Here is a 21756-nt window from a genome sequence, read left to right as displayed (position 1 = left end):
AGCCAAGTTCCCCACCCGGATTTTTTCTATAGCCCCAAACCGCCCTGTCAGCGCGGAAGTTCCCCCATCCGAAAACTTTTTTTGCCCGGTGCTTGCGTTTTCCAAAAGCCGGTTGTATATTTGTCTACAATAATAGTAGACTAATAGAATTTACCACCACCAAAGTCTTTGTCCCCACCATACAAAGCAAATCTGATTAGTGTTCTTTATTGAAGTTGTCTCACACAGAGGCGACCTGATCAACCAGTTTAATAAACATTTCAACAATGAATCAGCTATTGTACAACAATAGAAGCAACAGGAATTTTAACGCGGATCCAGTGATATCCGTGTGTTGCTGTTGTTGTTAGGCGGCCTTTCCGATTGGCACATCCGATTATTTAAATGACACATAGCGTGGTCATCATGGGCATCTATTGCCCTATTCTTCCAACATCTAATTTCCCTTTGTATGTTTAAATATTTACGAAAGACACTATTGTGTGCTGCTTTGTTGTCCTTTACCAGCAGCGTTTATTCACAGGCACCAGTGCTGTTAAAAGGAAAAGTGATTGATAATAAAACACAGGAAGCATTACCGGGTGCATCCGTGCGCATCAAAGGCGGCGCCACCGGCACGCTGGCAGATGCTACCGGAACATACCAGTTAAGCCTGCTGACATTACCACAAACCATCGTCGTTACATTTATTGGATATCAGTCGCAGGAAGTATTGATTACCAAAAATGATCTGAACAAAGTAGTAAAGCTGGAACAACAGCAGGCGCTATCCGAAGTAGTAGTAACGGCAGTGGGTATACGAAGTGCTACGCGGTCACTTGGTTATAGTGTGGGAGAAGTAAAAGCCGCTGCATTGAAAGATAGCCGGGAACCTAACATAGTAGCGGCACTTAGCGGAAAGGTAGCTGGTGTGCAGATCAATAACTCCGGTGGCTCCCCCGGTGGATCATCTACCATAAAAATCAGGGGCAACAGTTCCCTGCTGGGCAACAATGCGCCGTTATTTATTTTAGATGGCGTACCGGTAGATAATTCTATCCAGGATATTCTTCCTGTGTCAAACAGTGTTTCGCTGGCTACACCATCTAACAGGGCCATTGATATCAACAGCGCAGACATTGCCAGCGTAACCGTGCTGAAAGGCCCGGCAGCAGCTGCATTGTATGGCATCAGGGCATCAAATGGCGCGGTGGTGATCAATACAAAAAGAGGCAGTTCACTAACAGATAAATCTTTTGGCGTAAGCTATAGCGGATCATTTACGATTGATAAAATAAACCGCCGCATGCAACCACGCCAAACCAGTTTTTCAAATGGCATCGGCGGGCAGTATGTGAAACCAGGCACAACGGGCTCTGATGAAAACTGGGGCGCCTTGCTGGATACCCTTACCTACAGCTCACAGCCCAGTAACTTTGATAAGAACGGTACTATAGTAGGGAGAAGCTCTCCGCTCTCCAATGGTATACCGGTGAACAGGTACGACAATATCGGGCAGTTTTTCGTTAACGGCTATACGAATGATCATAACATCAGTTTTTATGGCAACACAGGTAATGCCGGTTATTATTTTTCTTATGGAAATCTGAAACAGACAGGCATTATTCCGACAACAGATTTCTTCCGGCATACCTTCCGCTTTAACGGCGACTATACCGTGAACGACCGGCTGAAAGTGTCCGGCGGCCTCAATTACATCAAGGATGGCGCCGGTAACAGGGCGTTGATGGGAGGATTTAATACCAACGTGGTTCGTGCGCTGATCAATTCTCCTGCAAACTTTGACATCACAAATGGTTATTCCAATCCCTGGGAACATCCTGAATCCTATAAGCTGCCGGCTACTACCAACAAGCCGTGGGGCGACAGCCGTTCCTATGCCAATGGTATTGGCTGGGATAATCCATACTGGTCGCTTAACATGAATCCACAAACCGATGAGCTGAACCGCTTCATCACCTTTGCGGAAGCCAGCCTGGATATTACGAGCTGGTTAAAAGCCACTGCCCGTTATGGCATCGATAACTATACTGATGTAAGGAAAGGCGCTTTTAGTCGTGGTACCTCCGGCGTAGCTACCGGCACCATCAATGACGTAAATTATTCCAGGAGGGATAACAACCTGGATGTTTTACTGGTGGCCGACAGGAAGCTGAACAAAGACCTGGATCTTACCGTAGTGGCAGGATACAACTATTATAATTCCTGGAAGAACCAGGTGAATACCCGTGGCGACGGATTAACGATCCCTGGTAATTTTAATATCTCCAATGCATCATCTACCCAAACATTTAATCAAACTATCCGCAGGAAACTGGTAGCCGGATATGCAGATGTAAAGCTGGATTACAGGAAGTGGTTATACCTGGAGCTTACCGGAAGAAACGAATGGACTTCCACGCTGGCCAAAGGAAAGAACGCATTCTTTTATCCTTCTGCCAGTACAAGTTTTATTTTTACAGATGCGCTTCACCTGAATAATACAATCCTGAATTTTGGTAAGATACGCGCCACTTATGCGCAGGTGGGTAATGACGCCGATCCGTATTCCCTTGAAACCTATTATGTGCCTACTACCAGCAGTGGTTGGATACAGAGCGGAATCAGTTTTCCATTCAATGGCAAACAGGGACTCAGCTACAGCGCTACTATCGGCAACCCCGATCTTAAACCGGAAAGGATCAGCACCTGGGAAGCCGGATTGGACCTGCATTTCTTCCATGATAAAACACAATTGGAAGGAGTTTATTATTACAACAGCAGTAAAGACCAGATCATACCGGTTACGCTGCCTTACTCTACCGGTGCCGCCTATACGCTTACCAATGCCGGTAATATCGTTAACAAAGGAATTGAAGCCAGCCTGTTGCAGCGCATTGTCAGCGGCAGAAAATTTTCATGGACCGCCACCGCCTTGTTTAACAAAAACATCAGCCGTGTAAACTATATCGCTGATAATATTTCCAGTGTTAGTCTTGGTGGCATATGGATGGAAGCCAGGGGGCAGGCGGGGCAGCCCTATGGCGTGTTTTACGGCACCGATGTAAAACGTAACGCAGCAGGAAAGCCCATCATCGACGATAATCCCAACAGTGCCAGCTATGGCTATCCATTGGTGAATACCACGTTCACCAAAATTGGAGATCCAAATCCTGATTTCAATGTGGGGTTGCGTAATGAACTGAGATACGGTTCTTTCAGCTTTTCGTTTTTGCTGGATGGCCGCTTTGGTTTTGACCTGTTCAATGCGCCGCGTTTGCAGATGGTGTTTAACGGCGTAGATGCTTCTACAGCTGCAAGAGGCACTACCACTGTTTTTGACGGTGTTACCGCTTCAAAGGGAGAGCCTAATACCATTAGTGCAGTGTTGTCGCAGGCGTGGTACCGTAATACTTTCAATATACAGGGATTGTATGTGGAGCATGATCTCTACTGGATAAAGCTCAAGGATGTGAATCTTACGTATGCTTTACCTGCGCAGTTGCTGAAGCCTGCTCACATATCAGCAGCGAGTGTTACGCTGACGGCCAGGAACTTTTTGCTTTCCACCAATTACACCGGCAGTGATCCGGACCTGGGAAGCCGCAATGGCTTGTCGAACGCCGCGGGTATTGACTTCTGGACAACACCCAACACAAAAAGCTATGGCGTGGCATTGAACGTTTCTTTTTAATCTATTAAGTAATCAGCAAGATGAAAATATATCCATCTAATATCGGACGTTTATTTATTGCAGTGAGTATGTTAGCCGGGCTGGCGTCCTGCTCACTTGAAGGTACCAACGTTAACCCTAACGCCTCTACGGAGGTATCCGTTAGCGCGGTGTTAACCGGTGCAGAAGTAGCGCTCGGCTTTAACCTGGGTGTTAATGCAGGACTGATCGCCAATATCTATATCCAGCAGGCTTCCGGCGCTAACGGTGATGCCGCCTCCTTTGATAACTACGCTTCATCCACCCAGTATTTTAACCAAACCTGGCGAGGGTTTTATGTAGAAGTGCTGGATGAACTGAAGATTGTGAGAACTACTGCCACGCAGCAGCAGTTGCCCTATTACAGCGGTATTGCACGGGTGTTGAGCGTGTATACTTATGGTACTTTAACAGATCTTTTCGGCGATATCCCCTACAAGGAATCATTGTATGGTAACAACATTACCAATCCCGCGTATGATAAGCAGGAGGATATTTATAAGTCGTTGCAGGAACAGCTGGACTCTGCTATCACGGAGCTTTCCTTGCCGGCAGCCAGTAACCAGGGCGCATTGCCGGCTACAGATGATGTGATATACGGCGGTAACATTGACCGGTGGAAATCGCTTGCGTATACCCTGAAAGCACGATATGCTATACATCTTACTAAGATAAACAGCACCACTGCTGCACAAGCCGTGTTGAATGCGTTATATGATGGCGCCCGCTACAGGGGAATAGCCGATAATTCAGGAGATGCACTGGTGATGTTCGGCGCATCCACTACCAATGCGAACCCTTTCTATCAGCAGAACACCAACAGGCCGGGATGGATAGGACTGGGCGCTTCTTTTGTAAATCTGTTGAATGGAAATGCCGTAACGGATGATCCTACCAAGCCGGAAGGACTGCTGGTAGACCCAAGACGTGCTTATTTTGCCACTCCTTACCCCGTAGGCAGCAATACTTACAGGGGCAGCGCTCCGGGCGTGCCTGGTGCGTTTTCAGTGATTGGCAGTTATTATGGAACAGCCACTTCACCGGTGGTGATCAGCAGTTTCACCGAAGCAAAATTCCTGGAAGCAGAAGCGCGGTGGAGAATAAATCCTGCGGATCCTCTGGCCAAAACAGCCCTGGAAGCAGCAATACGTTCCTCTTTTCAACGGGTAGTAAGCAACAGCACCGATCCTTATGCCACACCGGAGAAGCAACAGGCATATATAACGGCAAAGGCTATATTAAACGGTGACTCCGGCAGTGATCTGAACACGATCATTACCCAAAAATATATTGCCTTGTTCCTGCAACCGGAAGCGTGGTCGGACTACCGCCGGACAGGCTATCCTGCATTGCCGCTGGCTAAGAACGCGACCAGCGTTGCCAATCCAAACGGACAAATACCCAGGAGGATTCCTTATCCGCAGAATGAGCAGACACTGAATAATAATACTCCCGCAGGATCGGGATATCAAACACCTGCCTTGTGGTGGGACAAATAAAACTATCAGCCAACTAAACAATAAGTAATGAAATTTTCAACCTCATCCGGACCCTTTATTTCGTTGATGCTGCTGGGCGTTGCATCAGGCGCCTATGCGCAATACAGCCCGCAGAAAAGTTATGCCGGAAAGCCAGGTACTACGCTTGCACAAACGGTTATTACGCCAACGCCTTTTAATCCTGTTGCACCGGCCGGCGCGCCCAATATTATTTATGTGATGCTGGATGATGTGGGATGGGGCGCCAGCAGCGCGTTTGGCGGGTTAGTGGAAACGCCTGTTTTTGATAGCCTGGCTAATAACGGTTTGCGCTATACGAATTTTCATACCACTGCTATTTGCTCGCCCACCCGTGCCTCTTTACTAACGGGCCGCAACCATCATTCTGTGAATGTACCTACAGTGATTGATGCGGCGGTGAACCTGCCAGGTCATAACGGTTACATGCCGTTTGAAAAAGGTACGGTAGCGGAGATATTAAGAGAAGATGGATACAACACATATGCTGTTGGTAAATGGCATGTAACGCCGAGCCCGGATCTTACGCCGGCAGGACCTTTTAACCGCTGGCCCACAGGCCGTGGGTTTGATGCCTTCTTCGGATTTATGGCCGGAGAAACAGACCAGTATACGCCTGCACTCTGGGAAAATACGGTGAAGGTAGAACCGGATCTGCAGGGAAAGCATCTTACTACCGTACTGGTGGATAAAGCAATTTCCTATATCGCCGGACAACACTCTGCAGCGCCTGATAAGCCTTTCTTCCTGTACTTTACACCGGGGGCCACACACGGGCCTCACCAGGTAGACAAGTCATGGGTGGATAAATACAAAGGTAAATTTGATGCCGGCTGGGATGTATACCGGGAGCAGGTACTGGCGCGGCAAAAGGCACTGGGACTGGTACCAAAGGATGCAACGCTGCCACCGCGTAATCCCGGCGTGAAGCCGTGGGAATCGCTTTCCGCCACGGAGAAGAAAGTATTTTCCCGCTTCTTTGAAGTATATGCAGGATTTCTTTCCCACACGGATTATGAAGTAGGCCGCCTGGTGAATTACCTGCGCGATACCAGGCAGCTGGATAATACGTTGATCGTGCTTATCATTGGCGACAACGGCGCCAGCAAAGAAGGCGGTTTGAGCGGTCATGTACATGGCATTAATGAGTACATCGACGGTAGCTTGTTTACCGAGAATTACGACCGCAGGATAAAGGATATTGATAGTTTGTATGAGAAGATAGGAAGTCCGGAGTCCGGCCCCAACTATCCCGTGGGCTGGGCGCAGGCCGCGAACACGCCTTTCCGTTATCTCAAGCAGGATGCCAACAGCGAAGGTGGTACCCGTAACCCGCTGGTGATCTTCTATCCAAAGCTGATCAAAAAAGGAGGCATCCGTACGCAGTATTCACATGTAAACAGTGTAACGCCTACGGTGCTGGAAATTGCTGGGTTGAAAATACCTAAAGTGATCAATGGTTATCCGCAGGATACGCTGGAGGGAATCAGTTTAGCTTATACTATCAACAATGAAAATGCGCCGGGCCGGCATCATGTGCAATACTACGAAATAGCCGGTGGACGCGCTATCTACAAAGATGGCTGGAAAGCTGCCGTAAGCCATAAACGCGGTACGCCGTTCTCCACAGACAAGTGGGAACTATACAACCTGGATACGGATTTTAATGAACAACATGATCTGGCTGCGGATAACCCTGCAAAGCTGAAAGAGCTGCAAAGTCTTTTTGATAAAGAGGCATGGAAGTATAAAGTGTATCCCTTGCTGGGAGATACTACCCGTCTTACCCCTGCTATCCTTACCCGTGGTCCGCTGGATAGCCGCGCCAGCGCTATATTGTATCCGGGGATTACACAAGTGCCTTCGCGTTCCGCGCCGTTTCTTTCAGAGCAGTCGTTTATCATCAAAGCAGATGTGGAGCTGAGTGATGCAAAGAATGAAGGTGTGTTATTAAGTACAGGCGGGCGTTTTTCAGGGTTTACTTTTTTTGTACAACAAGGGAAACTGAAAGCTGTGCATAACAATAACGGTCGGTTAACGGATCTTACTTCGGGTAAAGATCTCCCATTGGGAAAAGCCATACTCCGCTATGAATTGAAATACACACCGGCTTCACAACTCACAGACCCGGCAGGTACAGAGTCATTATATATCAATGATGAAAAGGTAGCGGAGCGCACCATCAGTAAAGCCGATGCTACTATTTCCCCTTATGACGAAGGGCTGGATGTGGGAAGGGATCAGGGTTCTGCGGTATCGCCATTGTATAAATCGCCTTACAATTTTACCGGTAAACTTAACCATATCGAAATTATACATCCTTCACTTTAAATGCATTATTATGACGTTAGCAGATCTTGTTTTATTAACAAAAAAAATTGCCATCGGCATATTGATATTCCTGATACCGCTGGTGATTATCGCCGGCAGTATCTGGCTGATACACTTTTTATTTAATCAACATCACTGATCACATAAAAAAGATAAGTATGACAACAACAGCAAAAACGCAGACGCAGGTGATCCTGAAGGACTCCCTGATTAGTTTACTGCTATATGTATTGCCGATAGGGCTCATGTTTCTGTCGTTTTATATCAGTGGCAGCAAACCGTGGCTGAATGCCACTTCTGAGCATCTTTACTTCCGCGCGCCGGCATTCCTGGACGCCGTATTTAATAACCTCAAAACGTGGGGATTACCGGCTATTATGCTGGTAGTGGGGATTGTGGAATTTTCTGTAGGATTGTATGAAAATAAGTGGACGAAGAATGAACGCACACTGGATATTGTATGTTTTATACTTCCGAAAATTGTGCTGCGTCCGATGATTGCTTATTTCGGGTTGAAGTTATTGCCTTTTGTTTTACCTGATGCGAAGAATGCATTTGCCTGGGTGCCGTTCTGGTGGGGCATTGCCATCATGGCTGTTGCTGATGATCTAACGCAGTACTGGTATCACCGGCTGCATCATCAATTGCCCCTGTTATGGCGTTTTCACCGTACGCATCATTCTGCGCCTTATATGGGCATGGCGATGACGAGCAGGCAGAATATTATTTACACCGCCTTCTTTTCTCAGATCTACCTGACAGTAACGCTTACTTATCTGGGTCTTGGTTATCCGGCGCTTTTTGTAGGCGGCATAAAATCACTGATCACTACTGCAGCGCATTCCAGCATTAAATGGGATAAGCCATTTTACACCATCCGGTGGCTGAACCCGGTAGCATGGGTGATGGAGCGTTTAATTTCAACGCCTGCCACGCATCATGCACACCATGCAGATACTACAGATGATGGTGTGGGATACTACAAAGGTAACTTTGGGAATATGTTTTTTATCTGGGATATTATTTTTGGTACAGGCATCATCACCCGTCAGTATCCAAGCGCTTATGGATTGAAACATTATAAGGAAGAAGAATGGTATGCACAGTTGTTATGGCCTATTTTTAAATCGAAGAAAGAGGGCAGTGAGCTGGCGCATAACGGGCCCGTGGTTGGAGATGAAGTAACAGAAGAACCGGTGCCGGTGGTGGCGCCGCCAGTGGCGGCGATTGTACATGCTGAGGCAGTATAATGTATTGTATATAAAAAGAAACCGCTGTAAACATTTGTTTGCAGCGGTTTCTTTTTGCTACTTCAATAATTCATCGAGTTTATCCAACCCTTCGCCTCTTAAATTGCTGGCGATAATTTTTCCTTCCGGATCAATCAGGTAATTCTGCGGAATAAACCTGACGGCGTATTTTTTAGCGCCTTCTGCATTTTGCGGATCGAGTGAAGAGATCTGTTTCCAGGGAAGATTATCTTCTTTGATGGCCTTTATCCAGTCGGCCCTGGACTTGTCCAGTGAAACGCCGAGTATAGTAAAGTTCCTGTCTTTATACTTATTATAGGCATTGAGTACATGCGGGTTCTCCGCCCTGCATGGCATGCACCAGCTGGCCCAGAAATCGATCAGTACATATTTGCCACGGAAATCTTTCAGGGAAACGGCGATGCCGGCGGTGTCCTTTTCTGTGAAGTCGGGTGCGGGTTTTCCCGGCAGCAACAGTTTGGCCTGTTCCACTCTTTGGGTAAATGCCACTCCGGCTGTGCTGTTTTTCAGTGCGGGCGATAAATTATTGAACAGGGCTTCTTTCTGCATCATGTCTGCCGCTCCGCCGATATCGTTCAATACAAGATCCAGACTGATCTGTGAAGCCGGGTGCTTTGCCACGAATTCGCGGTAAACATCCTGCCGGCGTTGGGCGATGGCTGCATAGCTGTTTAATGCAGTATCTGCCTGACGCGCAGAAGCCTTGCTGAGTGCCTGTTCCAGCCGGCTATATTCTTCATTGAGCGGAGTGCCGCCTATACGCAGTTGCCTGCTGGTATCTGCATTCGTAACGGTGATATTTCCTGCTTCAAGGTAGAAATAGGCGCCTGTAAAAGTGGGTCTTGTTCCTGACGAAGGAGTAGTAATGGAAATAACTGATTTTACCGGTTCAGCTATATTGCCTGTTAAGGTGAAGCGGCCATCGGTGATTTTTGCGGAATCATGGATGCGTTTACCATCCAGCTGGTAGTAAACATGCGCCCATGTTTGGTTGTCTGCCTTGCGCAGGCTGCCGTTAATGGTAAACGGCTGCCCGGCATAGGCTGCACCGGCCGTGAGGACCAGGAGCAGGAAGAGGAGGTTGGTTTTGATTTTTCTCATTTTTATAAATTTTTTAGATAGATGTTTATCGTTCGCGGTAGGCGATACAGGAAATTTTACCCGTTCCTGCATATGATTTATACAGTTGTAACGGTGCATTAATGTCAGGAACGTTATAGATATCCAGTATGCCGGAATTCTCCGGTTGGCCCTGGATATAAGTACCCACCAGTAGCTTTTTACTCAGCCCGATGTAGTAAGCGGCGTTGGAAGCGCTGGCGTATGTGGAGGCAAATGGCTGGAATTTCAGGAGTGAAATTTTCCTGTTGCCATAATCATGCATCAGTATGCTGCGTTTGGTGGCGTGATCATATTCATACACCTTGCCACCTACATTGTAAAACAGGTAGCCCAGATCGGGACTCACGGCAAAGTTTTCGGCATCGGCAATACCGTCGCCGGTGATTTCTGCAAAATAGTTCTGTTTACCGGGCACTGTAAACCTTGCCAGGTAACGTTTACCGGTCGTACTGTTTTTCAGCACAGCAAATACTTCGCCGCTGTTGAATGGAGCAAAGGCGCTGTAGAGCAGGTCCATGCCGGTGCTGAAATTAAAAAGGTCTCCTGCGGGAAGTGTGAGACAGGTAGTACCTGATCCGGGATAGCGCAGAAACGTTTTGGTATCTTCATTGAAGATGATCGACTGGCCTGACGTGTTTTGAGCGGTCCAGCGCGATGGTTTGAAAAGCGCAGAACCTCCGTCCTGTGTATTCACCGGGTTGGTAATGGAGCTGTAACCGATTCCATAGATATTGTTGTTGACATAAAGCAAACCACCATACATCCGGAGGGAAATGTCGGCGCCTGTCCAGTCGGTAACAGGCTCCGCCGCCTGCATAAAATTCTTCAGGTCGTAAGCGGGTACATAATCCAGTGAGTCCAGTCCGAGAAGCACGGCATTTTTGCTGGTGGCTACAAATATGCCGAGAGATCCGTTGGTAGGGCCTCCGAGCTGTGAAAACTGGGTGGCTATAAAAGCAGGCGTGCCTGTTGTTTTGTAAGCAGAGCGTACTTCTTTGAGGATATCGCGGTATAATGTATCGGTGTTACCACTGTGTGAAATCATATCCAGGCGGCTGTTGCCATTTTCCATATCACACAGCATCATCCATCCTTCATAGGAGGGGGCGCCTACATTCAGTGTAAAATAGCTGTCGGTGAACACCCCCGTCTTTTTGTCGGTAACGCGATAGTACATTGCGTAGAGGCCGTAGTCAAGCGTGATCACGGTATCAAGGTTCCTCGAGGTGGAAATGATGGTGGGCGCCATGGTGTATCCTACCAGGTGATCCGCCACCCAGTTATAGGTATAGTTGGCGGTATCCTCGTGATCATCTTTTGAAAATTTAAGCACCGGTTTGATCTGCAAACGTGTGCCGTAATCCAACAGGTAAGCGGAGTCCACACCCTGTATAGTGATACTGTTGATGGGTGTATAGGTATAGTTGCCCTTATCCTTCATACATGCCGACAGCAGCAGTGCAAAGATGAAAGAGATCAATATTGGTTTGTAATGATGAGTGTTCATATTTGTTGATGAATAAGATGAAAGAATATTATTGAACAGCGGACCCCATTTTCATTTCGGTTCCATCTTCTTCTGTAATTGTTTTACCTGCGTTCTTCTGGTTGTTTAAATAGGTTTGGAACTGCCTGGAGTAGTTGGTGAGTTGTGTGGTGGAGTACAGTGTACCCGCGTAAAATTTCGCCAGCAAGAGCGACTGGTTGGCAACGAGCAGTTCCAGTTTTTTGCGTGAATAAGCGCCCAGCGCGCTGGTGTTGTTATCCCAGAGATCAGGTTTGGGAAGGATATCCTGTATGATAATTTCCAGGTTGGTGGCAGATATAACATCTGTCGCTGCAGCATTGAACACGCTCATGTTTGTTTGAAAGTTGTTGTTGGGACTGAGCTTCAGAAATAACGACACTGTTTTTTCGCGCAGGTCTGCCGGCCGCAGGATCTTAACAGGCACCAGTTTCTGGTTGGCATTGGCAGGAATAAATAGACTATCGTTAACGGGTAAACGATAATGTTTATCCGCTACAGCGGTGCTGGATTGATCTGCTGTCATATTGAACAACCGGTTATCCGGGGTGACTTTCCCCAGCAGGTTTACATAAAACCCGGCGCTGTCTTCTGTTCTGTTTCCCTGGAAGGCGAAATTGATCATGATGGTATCATAATTGGTACTGAAGCGGGTATAGGAAAAAAAGACATTGCTTTCTTCTGTGTAATGCAGCAGTTCACTTTTGGCGCATCCGGTTACGAGAGCGGTGAGCAGGAGGAAGTATATTGGAAAAATCTTCATGTTATTTGCATTGATACATTTAAGAATAAAGGCTTCCTATCTGAAAGTGGTTTCGGATAACGGAAGCGGCACTACGTATTTTGCCGGCGTCATGGCAATGGTAGCATTGGCGGAAGAGCCGCTGCTGATAACCGGAAGGTTGATGCGTTTGTAATAGAAGAACAGCTGTCCTTCGCCCCAGAATTCTTTTTGGTATTCTTTGGTGAGCTGGTTCCTCTTATCACCGCTGATAGTAACCGGAGGCAGGCCCCTGTTGTAGCGTACGGTATTCAGCAGTGTGGAAGCCCTGCTGTCGTCGGTTTCTCCTTCTATAGCGATGTAGTACAGTTCTGTGAGCCTCACTAAAGGTTGCAGTTTCCGGTAGAGCAGGTTTTTGTTTTGTATATCTGCATATTTGAAGAAGGTTTTGTCTGTCCGTACGGAAGTTCTGTCTACATCAAAGTTGATCCGGTACCGGTAATCGTTGTTATAATCTTCATAAATGGCGGTAAGCCGCTGCGGCAGCGGCGCCAGCAGGCTGGTGTTAAGACTCGCAGCGAACCAGCTGGTTTGGGTGGCATACATATCTGCATTTTCCAGTCCGAAAATAACTTCGGAAGAAAAGATCCGGTCCGGGTTCACAATGCCGGGAGCGGAGAGGGAAGAAGGACTCCAGGGAAACCAGGGAGTGGCTTCATTGATCACAGCCGTTGCTGTGGCGGCAGCGCCTGTGTTATCGCGCCTGTAGAGCAGCGCTCTTGCCTGCAGGGTTTTCACGGCATAATAATTCATGCGGCGGTTGCGCAGACTGAAGAATTTATCTGCCATAGTATCCGGCGCCTTTATACCAGCCGTGCGTACCGGGTCTTTTTCCAGCAGGGTGGCTGCTGTCGATAGATCAGCCAGCACATTTGTGATAACGGTATTAGCGGGCAATAGCGCCTCTATTTTTGATTCCGGTGTAACGGGATAGGGAATAGACGTTTTAGTGGAGTCGGTGGCATATACCGGTCCGAATAGCCGCAACAAATCGAAGGCCACAAACGCCCTTAGCCCGTAGGCTTCTCCCAGGAGCAGATTTTTTTCTTCCGCGCTCAATACATTGTTGGTGCTATCTACATTGTGAATAAAGAGATTGATATTCAGGATAGCGGTATAGGCGTTGTTCCAGATAGCGGTGGTATGCGACATCGCAGTGGCATCTGTGTATTTGTACCCAAACGTTGTATAAAAAGGGTGGGAGGTGGCCGCGCAGTTATAATACTGGGCCAGCACATCGAGGGTGGTAGCGGTAAGCTCGCGGCCATACACCGCGGGTTTGGCCAGGTTCAGATAGATGCCGTTAATCACATTACGGATAGATGTCTGGCTGCCGTATACCTGGTTTTCCAGGAACTTGTCTTCCGGCTGTACATCCAGGTATTTACTGCAGGATACCATTGAAAGAAAGAGAATGGTAAGCAGCAGGAGCGGAAAGATGCGTTTTATCGGTTGCATAAAAAATATATTTAGAAGAAGATGTTTAAACTGAAAGAAACCGCATTACTGAAAGGATAATCGATTCCTCTTTCAGATTTTATATTCGACAGGCGGAAGATATCGTTCATGTAGGCGTTTACCCGGATGGTTTGCAGTTTCAGACGCCGTACCCACGGATATTGTACGGAGCGGAACTCGTAGCCCGCATTGATAGATTCGCCCGTGAGATAATTTTCTTTCTGGATAAAGCGGGACGACATCGGCGTTACATCGGTAAGACTGATCCCTTTAAACAGCGCATCGTCGCCGGGTTGTTTCCAGCGTAACTCCAGCGCTCTTTTATCCTGGTTGTACTGCAGTTGGTCGAAGCTGATGTTTTCCACTTTGTTGTACAGGGCGGAGTTGAAAATATAAGCGCCGATACTGTAACGGAGATTGATACCAAACAGGAATCCTTTGATATTAAGATTGGAGCTGATCACGCCTTCCACCTGTGGCCTGCCGTTGCCGATAGGAACGATGTCGGCAGGATCGTATACCAGTGTTTTTTCCCCGTTTGTTTTTCTGAATACTTCTTTACCGGAAGCGGGATCAATACCGAGTGATTTTACCGCCCAGAGTTCATCGGGACTGTAACCATCGAGATAGCGCTGCAGGGAGTTGGATTTCTGCGCTTCATCATTCAGGTTTTTGAGAATGTTGGAGAAGCCTTCATACCTGCTTTTGTACAGGCTCCCGGTGTAGCCGAGTGTCCACAGTATATTTTTCCGTGGCAGATAGATGGGTGCATACCGTACAATAGCTTCCACCCCGCGGGTACGGAGGTTTCCTACGTTCAGCACATAGGTAGATACGCCGGAAGATGCAGGCAACGAGCCGTTGGTGATCAGTGGTTTTGACAACTTCTCATAGGCGTTGAAAGTAGCGGTGAAGCGGTTATCAAAGAGGGAAGCATCTATACCAACGCTGGTGCTTTGTGTTTTCTGCCACTCCAGCAACGGGTTGCCGAGTTGGGTGAGATAAAGCCCCTGTCCGTAGATGTTCAGGTTATTTTCATATCCGTAAACCGAGGTGGAGGCGTAGCTGCCTAGCGCCTGGTTACCCGTGGTACCTATATTCCCCCTGATCCGGAGCATGGTTAGCCATTGTATGTCTGACATAAAATGTTCGCTGCTGATGTTCCAGCCCACACCGACCGACCAGAAAGGAGAGTATTTATTTTCGGCGCCGAAAGAAGTGGAGCCGTCTATCCTGAAATTTGCATCTATAAAATAGCGGTTGTCGTATGCGTAGTTAACGCTGCCAAGTGCGTTAACCCTTCTTACAGTTGTTTTCTGGTATATGGGTTTGGTATCCGGCAGGAAGCCATAGGCAAAGGCGGGATTGGGATTTACACCTTCCGGAAAACCAGTGGCGGTGTAAGCGGAATAGGTTTGACTTTGTTCCTGCATTTCTGTCCGGGCGTTCCCGGTGAGACTATGCACATCGTTGAATACTTTCCTGTACGTAAGCATCAGGTTGGCCTGGTAGCTCATGTTATCTGTACGGGAATCGGTGTAGCGGCCTTTCCGGTATGTATCCACCGTGTCGAACATGGTATTGGCGGCAGGAATAAAAAGGGTGCCTTTGGTACTTCCTTTTTGTACCTGTAAGCCACCGGACAGCCGGAAGCTCCGCGTGAAATCGTATATGAAGTTCAGGTTGTTCTGGAGTATGAGGGTGTTGGTATTGTTTTTTGAATTGAGCGTGGCATTGTACAGCGGGTTGCCTACTTTAACGGTATCAGGAATAAAGGAGTTGGTGTTAACCAGGTATGTTTCCAGGTACCGGTCTGTATTCAGGCTGCCGTCGTCTCTTTTTTTCCGGTAGTAGGGATTGATGTTTACAAAATCATTGAATGAGCCGTAGGGCGATTCGTTGGAGTTGGTACCGTTTACATACAGCTGGTTGGTGATGTTCAGTTTTTTCTTACGATAGGCAAGATCCACGGTAGCGCCCCAGGTGGTTCTGTCGGAGCCGATCATAACGCCGTTCAGTCCGCGGTAGTTCAGTCCTATGCCATATTGAAATTCCTGGCTGCCACCGCTCACGCGCAGCGAGTGCCCGTTGGTGAAGCTGTTTCTCAGCGGAACATTGAGCCAGTAGCTGTTAACTCCGCTGCGTACGGCTGCCAGGCGTTGATTATAGAGGTTGTCGTTGGTGATGCCGGAAAAGCCAAACTCTTTTTTATACAATCCTGCCAGTCGTTGAAATTCGAGGTTTTCTTCTGCATTCATCATATTGTAATCGCGGAGGTCCGGTATTTCCCAGCGGAGGTCGGCGGTATAGGAAACATTGAGTTCTCCCGGTTTGGGTTGTATGGTTTCCACGATCACCACGCCATTAGCGGCCCTGGAGCCATATAGCGCGGTAGACGCGGCATCTTTGAGCAGGGTAATGGAGGCCACCCGGTTGATGTCGAGATCCACGATCTGGCTCAGGGTTGTTTCCATTCCATTCAGGATAAACAGCGGCTGGTTAGGATCATTGGAAAACTGGTCCCTTACTGTGCTGGAGGAAAGACTTGTTTTGCCGCGCACTTCTATATTGGGCAGCTGGTTGGGATTAGAACCCTGGATATTATTGGTGGTAACGATAAAGGAGGGGTCCAGTGTTTTTAAGCTCTGGACAACGTTGAGGTTCCCTACCCGGCGCAGGTCCTTGCCGCTGAAAGAGGCCACCGCCCCGGAGAAGGTGAGTTTATTCCTGTCGAACATCCCGGTGCGCACCACTACGTCCTGTATTTCCACGGCGGACCTTTCCAGTTGTATGGTACGGATTCCTTCCTTCCAGGGTTTCAGTTCCAGTGATTTGAAGCCGACAAAGGTGATGAGGATAGCAGTCTTTTCGTCCGGCACGCGGATCTGGAAAGTACCATCAGCCAGGGTGGATGTACCCAGGCGGGTTCCTTTCACAATTACGCTGGCGCCGGGCAATGGCTGACCGTTTGCATCGAAAACCCGGCCCCGCAGCACGATGGATTGCGCCTGTTCGTCCGTACTGCCGGATGGTTTGTAGGGACTGATTACAATGGTATTGCCGTCGCGGATGGAATAGGTGAGTGGTAAGCCTTTCAGGCATTGCGTGAGTACTTCTTTCACCGGCGCATTTTTTACATGCAGGTCAAACCGCTTCTCGTCCGGCAACATATCATTGTTGTAGATGAATACATAACCTGTTTGTTTCCGGACTTCTTTAAATACTTCTGCCAGCGTGGTGCTGTTTTTTGAGATCGTAATTTGTGAGAAGCCCGTTGCTGCTACCTGCAGGCAGGTCATCAACAGAAAAATAGCTTTAAACTTCATGGTTGATAATGGTTTGGTCTTTGTCCTGCTGCCATAGTGCAGGAAATGATGATAAAGCCACAAATGTTTCATTTGTGTAGATTCTGGTTTAATCGCGTTATTGAATGATGGGCATCATTTGCTTTGTCTGCAGTGCATAGCAAACTTCGCCCGGATGCGTGGTGGTGCGCATGGTGACTCTAAAAACGACAGTCGGTATAAAAAATCAGTATACTTTAATTTTATTTCCTTCTTCCCTGAATTTCACGGCGCCGGTGGCCGACAATAATGACAATACATCGCTTATCTGTGACGAGCGGGATATTACCGCGCTGAATTTCAGATTGAGCATGGCGGGATCCGCCTCAAAATCCACATTATACCATCTCGACAGGAGGCGTAAAACCACGGCCAGGCGTTCTTCTTCAAAATCGAAATAGCCATTTTTCCAGGCTATTACCTTTGAAGTTTCTACCTGCCGTACGGGGATAGTGGTGATGGCGCCGTTATGGGTAGTTACCGCCTGTTGGTCGGGCGCCAGTATCACGCCGGCGTTGCCGCTTTGTGCGGACACCCTTACTTTTCCTGTAATTAATGTGGTGCTGGTGGCTCCTTCTTCTTCGTATGCGTTGATATTAAAATGCGTGCCGAGTACCGTTACCTGCTGATGTGCGGATACTACCACAAAAGGCATGTTTTCCGCGGCGCCTGCATTAAAGGGGCTTACTTCCAGGTATACTTCTCCCGTAATTTCTATCCTTCTTTCCTTACCGGTAAATGCAGTAGGATACCTGACCGATGAAGCGGCGTTGAGCCATGCCTTTGTACCATCCGGTAATGTTACCTGGAACTGTCCGCCGCGCGGGGTGCGTAATACATTGTAGCTTACGCCGGGGGTACTGCTTTGCACATCGTATTTCAGCTGGCTGCCCTGCTGGTGGATGGAAGTACCGCCCTGTTGCAGCTGCTGTTTGCCGGAGCTGTCGAGCGCAATACTGGAGCCATCGGCCAGTATGAGAATGGCTTTGTTGGCGCCGGGTTTAGCGGTGCTGATATAGCCTGCTGCCGGCGCTGGTACTTTGGATGGTGGTTGCAGCCAATAGTAAGCACCTGTTGCGATGAGCAATAAAATGGCTGCTGCCGCGGCATAGCGTGGCCACGGGCTTATTTTTTTTACCGGCTGGTTCTGTGCTTTTATATAAGCAAAGATTTCTTCCCTGAGGGCTATGTCTTCGGTTACTTCAATGGGTGTTCCGAGTGCATCGTCCACTACTTTTTCCAGGACGGGCAGGTGTTGCCTGCTCCTGATCATGGCGAACAGTAGTTCCTTCTCCGTTGCTGTGATGGAGTTGGTGAGGTATTTATCCATTAATGACTGGAATTCCCCGGATGCGTGCATACACGATTACATTTTAAGACATCAGAAAATAGCGCCTTTACTATAAAGACCAAAAAAAAGGGCGATAGGTGCAGTTGAGGGAAAACTTTTTTTATTTTCCTAATTTTTCAAGCAGCCAGATGAGGAGCAATGCGTTGCCACCCTGTTTCCGGACATATTCCCGGATGGTGTTCAGCGCCCGCACCATATGGCTTTTCACGGTAGCTGGCGCGATATTCAGCTCGCGTGCAATTTGCGGATGCGTTAAACCCTGTTCCCGGCTTAAACGGAAAATAAGCGACTGTTGTGGTGGCAACTGTGCAATGGCATCCTGGATGAGGGAGGCGGTTTGTTTGTATTCCAGTAAAGAGTCGGGGGTGAGATAGTTTTCCGGAACGGTGTCTTCCACCTGGTGAACATCTACAAAGGACGCCTGCTGATGAAGGATGTTGACAATAGTATTACGGGCCACAATAAACAACCAGGCGTCGAAATTGTCGACTTCCGGCAGTTTGTGTCTTTTTTCCCATAGTTTGATGAACACTGTTTGCACTGCATCCTTCGCTTCTCCGGGTGTTTTGAGGAAGCTGAGGGCCACCTGGTAGATCTGGTTCCAGTGACTGTTAAATACCTGCCTGTAGGCAGTTTCATCTCCCGCTGCTATCTGTAAAAGAAGCGCCTTCTCGTTATATGTTTGGTTGATTGGCAATTGCTTTCCGTATTCAATATTCCACTTCTGCTGCAAACTATAATAAAATATTTAAAAAAGGGAAGCAATATTCGTAAGATAATAATTTGTTATATAAAAAGAGGATATCTCTTTTAACGGAGATATCCTCTTTTTATAAGACGGGTGTTCTTATAAACGGAACGCATTTACGTTTCCTGAAAAATCTGCTACATACAGCATGCCGTTATACACAGCCATATCCGCCAACACGGGCGCGCCGGTATTGAAGCGGCTGATCAGTGTCCCGGTGGCCAGGTCTATCACATATACATACCCGTCAGACGCGCCTGCAATGAGGCGGTTGCCGGCCAGTAAGGGCGTGGATTCGATAGTGGCGGAGCTTGGGGAGGAATAAGGCGCAGAGTAAAACAGGGCTTCACCCGGTACAAAACGCCACTGCTCTTTTTTTGTTTTTTTATCGAAGGCCAGCATACCACCGGAAGCCGTACAGGTGATGATATACCCGTTAGTGACTAGCGGCGCCGTCATGGTTTTCAGTTCTTCCGTAACGGGGATGCTGTCTGTTGTTTTCCCGGTAGCGGGGTCCAGGATGTGAAGTTTATTGATACCGTGTACATACAATAAGTTATCAAAGAAAGCGGGTGTGCCGCTGCGAAAGCGGATCCCTTCATCGCTGCGTTTCCATTGCAATTTCCCGGTGGCGGCATTGTGGGCAAACAGGTGGTTCCAGTTAGAAGAAGTGATGAGCTGCCCGTTGTGGATAGCCATTGCCGCGGGAGTGCCTTCCCCGCCGGTCCAGTCGTGGTTCGTCCATTTCACCTGCCCGGTGCGGATATCCAGAGCCTGTAAATAATTGCCTGCGCCGGTAAAGTAAACGCCATCGTGGATAGCGCCGGCCGAATTATAGGCAGGCAGGTTTTTCAGATCGCCCGTATGTTTCCATTTCAGTTTACCGGTAGCGGCATCGAGGGCGTAGGTAACGCCTTCTGCATCGGTAGCCAGCAACAGGCCGTTGTGGTAGCTGATGCTGTGTTTAATGGAGTTACCGGTGGGGAATTGCCACAATTGTTTGCCGGTTTGTGCATCCAGCGCGGTGATGCTGCTATGGTGATTACCTTCATCATCAATAGTGCCTGTGAATATTTTGCCTGCGGCGCATATGGGAGATGATTTCCAGATATTACCTCCCACGTTTGCGGTCCAGTTTAAATGCAGTGATCCGGCGGTGGATATACCGGTAACGCCTGTACGTTGTATGTTCTGTAATACTTCCGGCCAATCGGCGGCGTTCGCACTGGTTTTTACAGGCATATTTTTTACCAGCGTAAATGTATCCCTGCGGAACAGTACCCTACCGGTACCTAATGTAGCTTCTAACGTTGAGGTATATACGCCATTTAACCATGCAGCGGGAATGGAAGTAGTAGCAAACCAGTTCCAGTCGGTGCGGGGTTGCAGCGATACCTGCTTCACGAGGTTTCCTTTTTTATCGAATAAGCTGAACAGTACTTTATTTACCGGGGAAGCAGTGTGATAGGCGTTTGCGCTGATCACCATTTTATCCTGGTCAAATGCAATGCCTGCTGCCGACGGCGACACGGATACCAGTTGATCGTGTACATAGGTATAACGCCGTTGCACAAACGAAAGTCCGTTTTTATCCACGCCGATTATATCGAAGTTGGAAGCGGAGTTGTCGATACCGCCGTCGGGAGGCGGCGCAGCGCAGAGGGAGCGGATGCCGGTGTTGCCGTGGGTACGCGCAAAGTTGATATGCCAGTGGCCATAGATCCAGGCTTTGAGGTGATGTTCATTGAGGTTGATGCTATCGTTTTTTGAACGGATGGTAAACAATGTATCATAAGTGAGCAGGTCGTGATTGAACACGATCACGGGCTTTTCAGGCGCCGTGTTGGCAAGATCATTTTTCAGCCATTGCACTACATCATCTACGGTATAGGAAGGTTGATAATCGCCGTTGCGCATGGGCGTTACAATGAAGTGCGCGGGGCCGGCATCAAAGGAGTAGAACACCGGGCCAAACAGGGACTCGTACAATGCTTCTCCGTACGGACCCTTTACCAGGTCGTGGTTGCCGATGCAGTAATATACGGGTACTCCCATTGTGCGGGTATTGATGTATTGCGCGTGGAATGCCATACCTTTTTCGTAGCAGATATCGCCGGTATGGATCATGAAATCAGCGTTTTCATTGTGCGCATATTCTTTTGCATCGGTGATCCAGCTGTTGAACTGGTAGGTTTCTGTATCGGTGAGCCGAACAAACTTTGCGGCGGCTGCTGTGGCTTTAATCACCGGCTGCACGCCAAAGTCGTAGGTGGACAGGGTACTATCGGTATGTATATAGAATGCTTTGGTGAACCGGTATCCGGCGGGTGTGGTGATAAATATAAATCTTGTTTTCGTGTGGCCGGGGAGGTGATAGTTACCGTTGGCATCGGTGATGGCTACATGGAGTCCGTCGGATACACGCACGCCTGCGAGTCCTTTTTCCGCGTTGTTTGGTTTGCCGTCGGCATTATTGTCTGTAAACACCTGCCCTGAGAATCCCTGTGCCATCAGTGTTTGCAGGCTGCAGGCGATGAGGAGGGTTAAGAGTAATTTTTTCATGAATGGGTTTATTTTATAAGCATGATTGCGGTATTAAAAAGGATTACCACGATCC

The 21756-nt window shown here is 48.2% G+C and carries 12 protein-coding genes; 4 read left to right on the top strand and 8 right to left on the bottom strand.

From position 1 onward, the window contains the following. The first annotated feature begins 451 nt into the window (after positions 1 to 451). The 4 genes from B5Z18_RS16870 to B5Z18_RS16855 all read left to right on the top strand — a co-directional run bounded on the left by B5Z18_RS16870 (position 452) and on the right by B5Z18_RS16855 (position 8789). Positions 452 to 3673, top strand: coding sequence for a SusC/RagA family TonB-linked outer membrane protein (locus B5Z18_RS16870; protein WP_079470656.1), 3222 nt, complete (start codon positions 452 to 454; stop codon positions 3671 to 3673). Positions 3674 to 3693: 20 nt separating this feature from the next. Continuing rightward, complete coding sequence (locus tag B5Z18_RS16865) at positions 3694 to 5190, top strand: SusD/RagB family nutrient-binding outer membrane lipoprotein (protein ID WP_079470655.1); 1497 nt, start codon at positions 3694 to 3696, stop codon at positions 5188 to 5190. Between the two features lie 27 nt (positions 5191 to 5217). Then, complete coding sequence (locus B5Z18_RS16860) at positions 5218 to 7539, top strand: arylsulfatase (RefSeq protein ID WP_079470654.1); 2322 nt, start codon at positions 5218 to 5220, stop codon at positions 7537 to 7539. Positions 7540 to 7697: 158 nt separating this feature from the next. Beyond that, entirely contained in the window at positions 7698 to 8789 is a 1092-nt protein-coding gene (locus B5Z18_RS16855) for a sterol desaturase family protein (RefSeq protein ID WP_079470653.1), read from the top strand. A gap of 57 nt (positions 8790 to 8846) precedes the next feature. On the opposite strand, the gene B5Z18_RS16850 is transcribed toward B5Z18_RS16855, so the two are convergent. The 8 genes from B5Z18_RS16850 to B5Z18_RS16815 all read right to left on the bottom strand — a co-directional run bounded on the left by B5Z18_RS16850 (position 8847) and on the right by B5Z18_RS16815 (position 21701). Then, entirely contained in the window at positions 8847 to 9911 is a 1065-nt protein-coding gene (locus B5Z18_RS16850; protein ID WP_159454335.1) for a TlpA disulfide reductase family protein, read from the bottom strand. A 25-nt stretch (positions 9912 to 9936) separates the two neighbouring features. Next, positions 9937 to 11439, bottom strand: coding sequence for a PKD-like family lipoprotein (locus B5Z18_RS16845; RefSeq protein WP_079470651.1), 1503 nt, complete (start codon positions 11437 to 11439; stop codon positions 9937 to 9939). 28 nt (positions 11440 to 11467) lie between these two features. Continuing rightward, on the bottom strand, positions 11468 to 12220 hold the full coding sequence (locus tag B5Z18_RS16840; RefSeq protein ID WP_079470650.1) for a DUF4843 domain-containing protein: 753 nt from the start codon (positions 12218 to 12220) through the stop codon (positions 11468 to 11470). Between the two features lie 36 nt (positions 12221 to 12256). Next, positions 12257 to 13696: a RagB/SusD family nutrient uptake outer membrane protein gene (locus B5Z18_RS16835; protein WP_079470649.1), complete on the bottom strand. Its 1440-nt coding sequence runs from the start codon at positions 13694 to 13696 to the stop codon at positions 12257 to 12259. An 11-nt stretch (positions 13697 to 13707) separates the two neighbouring features. After that, on the bottom strand, positions 13708 to 17094 hold the full coding sequence (locus B5Z18_RS16830; RefSeq protein ID WP_079470648.1) for a SusC/RagA family TonB-linked outer membrane protein: 3387 nt from the start codon (positions 17092 to 17094) through the stop codon (positions 13708 to 13710). Positions 17095 to 17227: 133 nt separating this feature from the next. Further along, the gene (locus B5Z18_RS16825; protein WP_079470647.1) at positions 17228 to 18400 is read right to left on the bottom strand and encodes a FecR family protein; all 1173 of its coding nucleotides are present in this window, start codon (positions 18398 to 18400) and stop codon (positions 17228 to 17230) included. A 91-nt stretch (positions 18401 to 18491) separates the two neighbouring features. Then, on the bottom strand, positions 18492 to 19124 hold the full coding sequence (locus tag B5Z18_RS16820) for an RNA polymerase sigma factor (RefSeq protein WP_159454334.1): 633 nt from the start codon (positions 19122 to 19124) through the stop codon (positions 18492 to 18494). A gap of 114 nt (positions 19125 to 19238) precedes the next feature. Further along, entirely contained in the window at positions 19239 to 21701 is a 2463-nt protein-coding gene (locus tag B5Z18_RS16815; RefSeq protein ID WP_079470645.1) for an outer membrane protein assembly factor BamB family protein, read from the bottom strand. Between the last annotated feature and the right edge of the window lie 55 nt (positions 21702 to 21756).

Origin of the sequence: Chitinophaga ginsengisegetis (genome assembly GCF_900168065.1) — a bacterium.
Taxonomy (GTDB): domain Bacteria; phylum Bacteroidota; class Bacteroidia; order Chitinophagales; family Chitinophagaceae; genus Chitinophaga; species Chitinophaga ginsengisegetis.
Note: the sequence above shows the minus strand (reverse complement) of the source record. Positions and strands in the feature narration are given on the sequence as shown.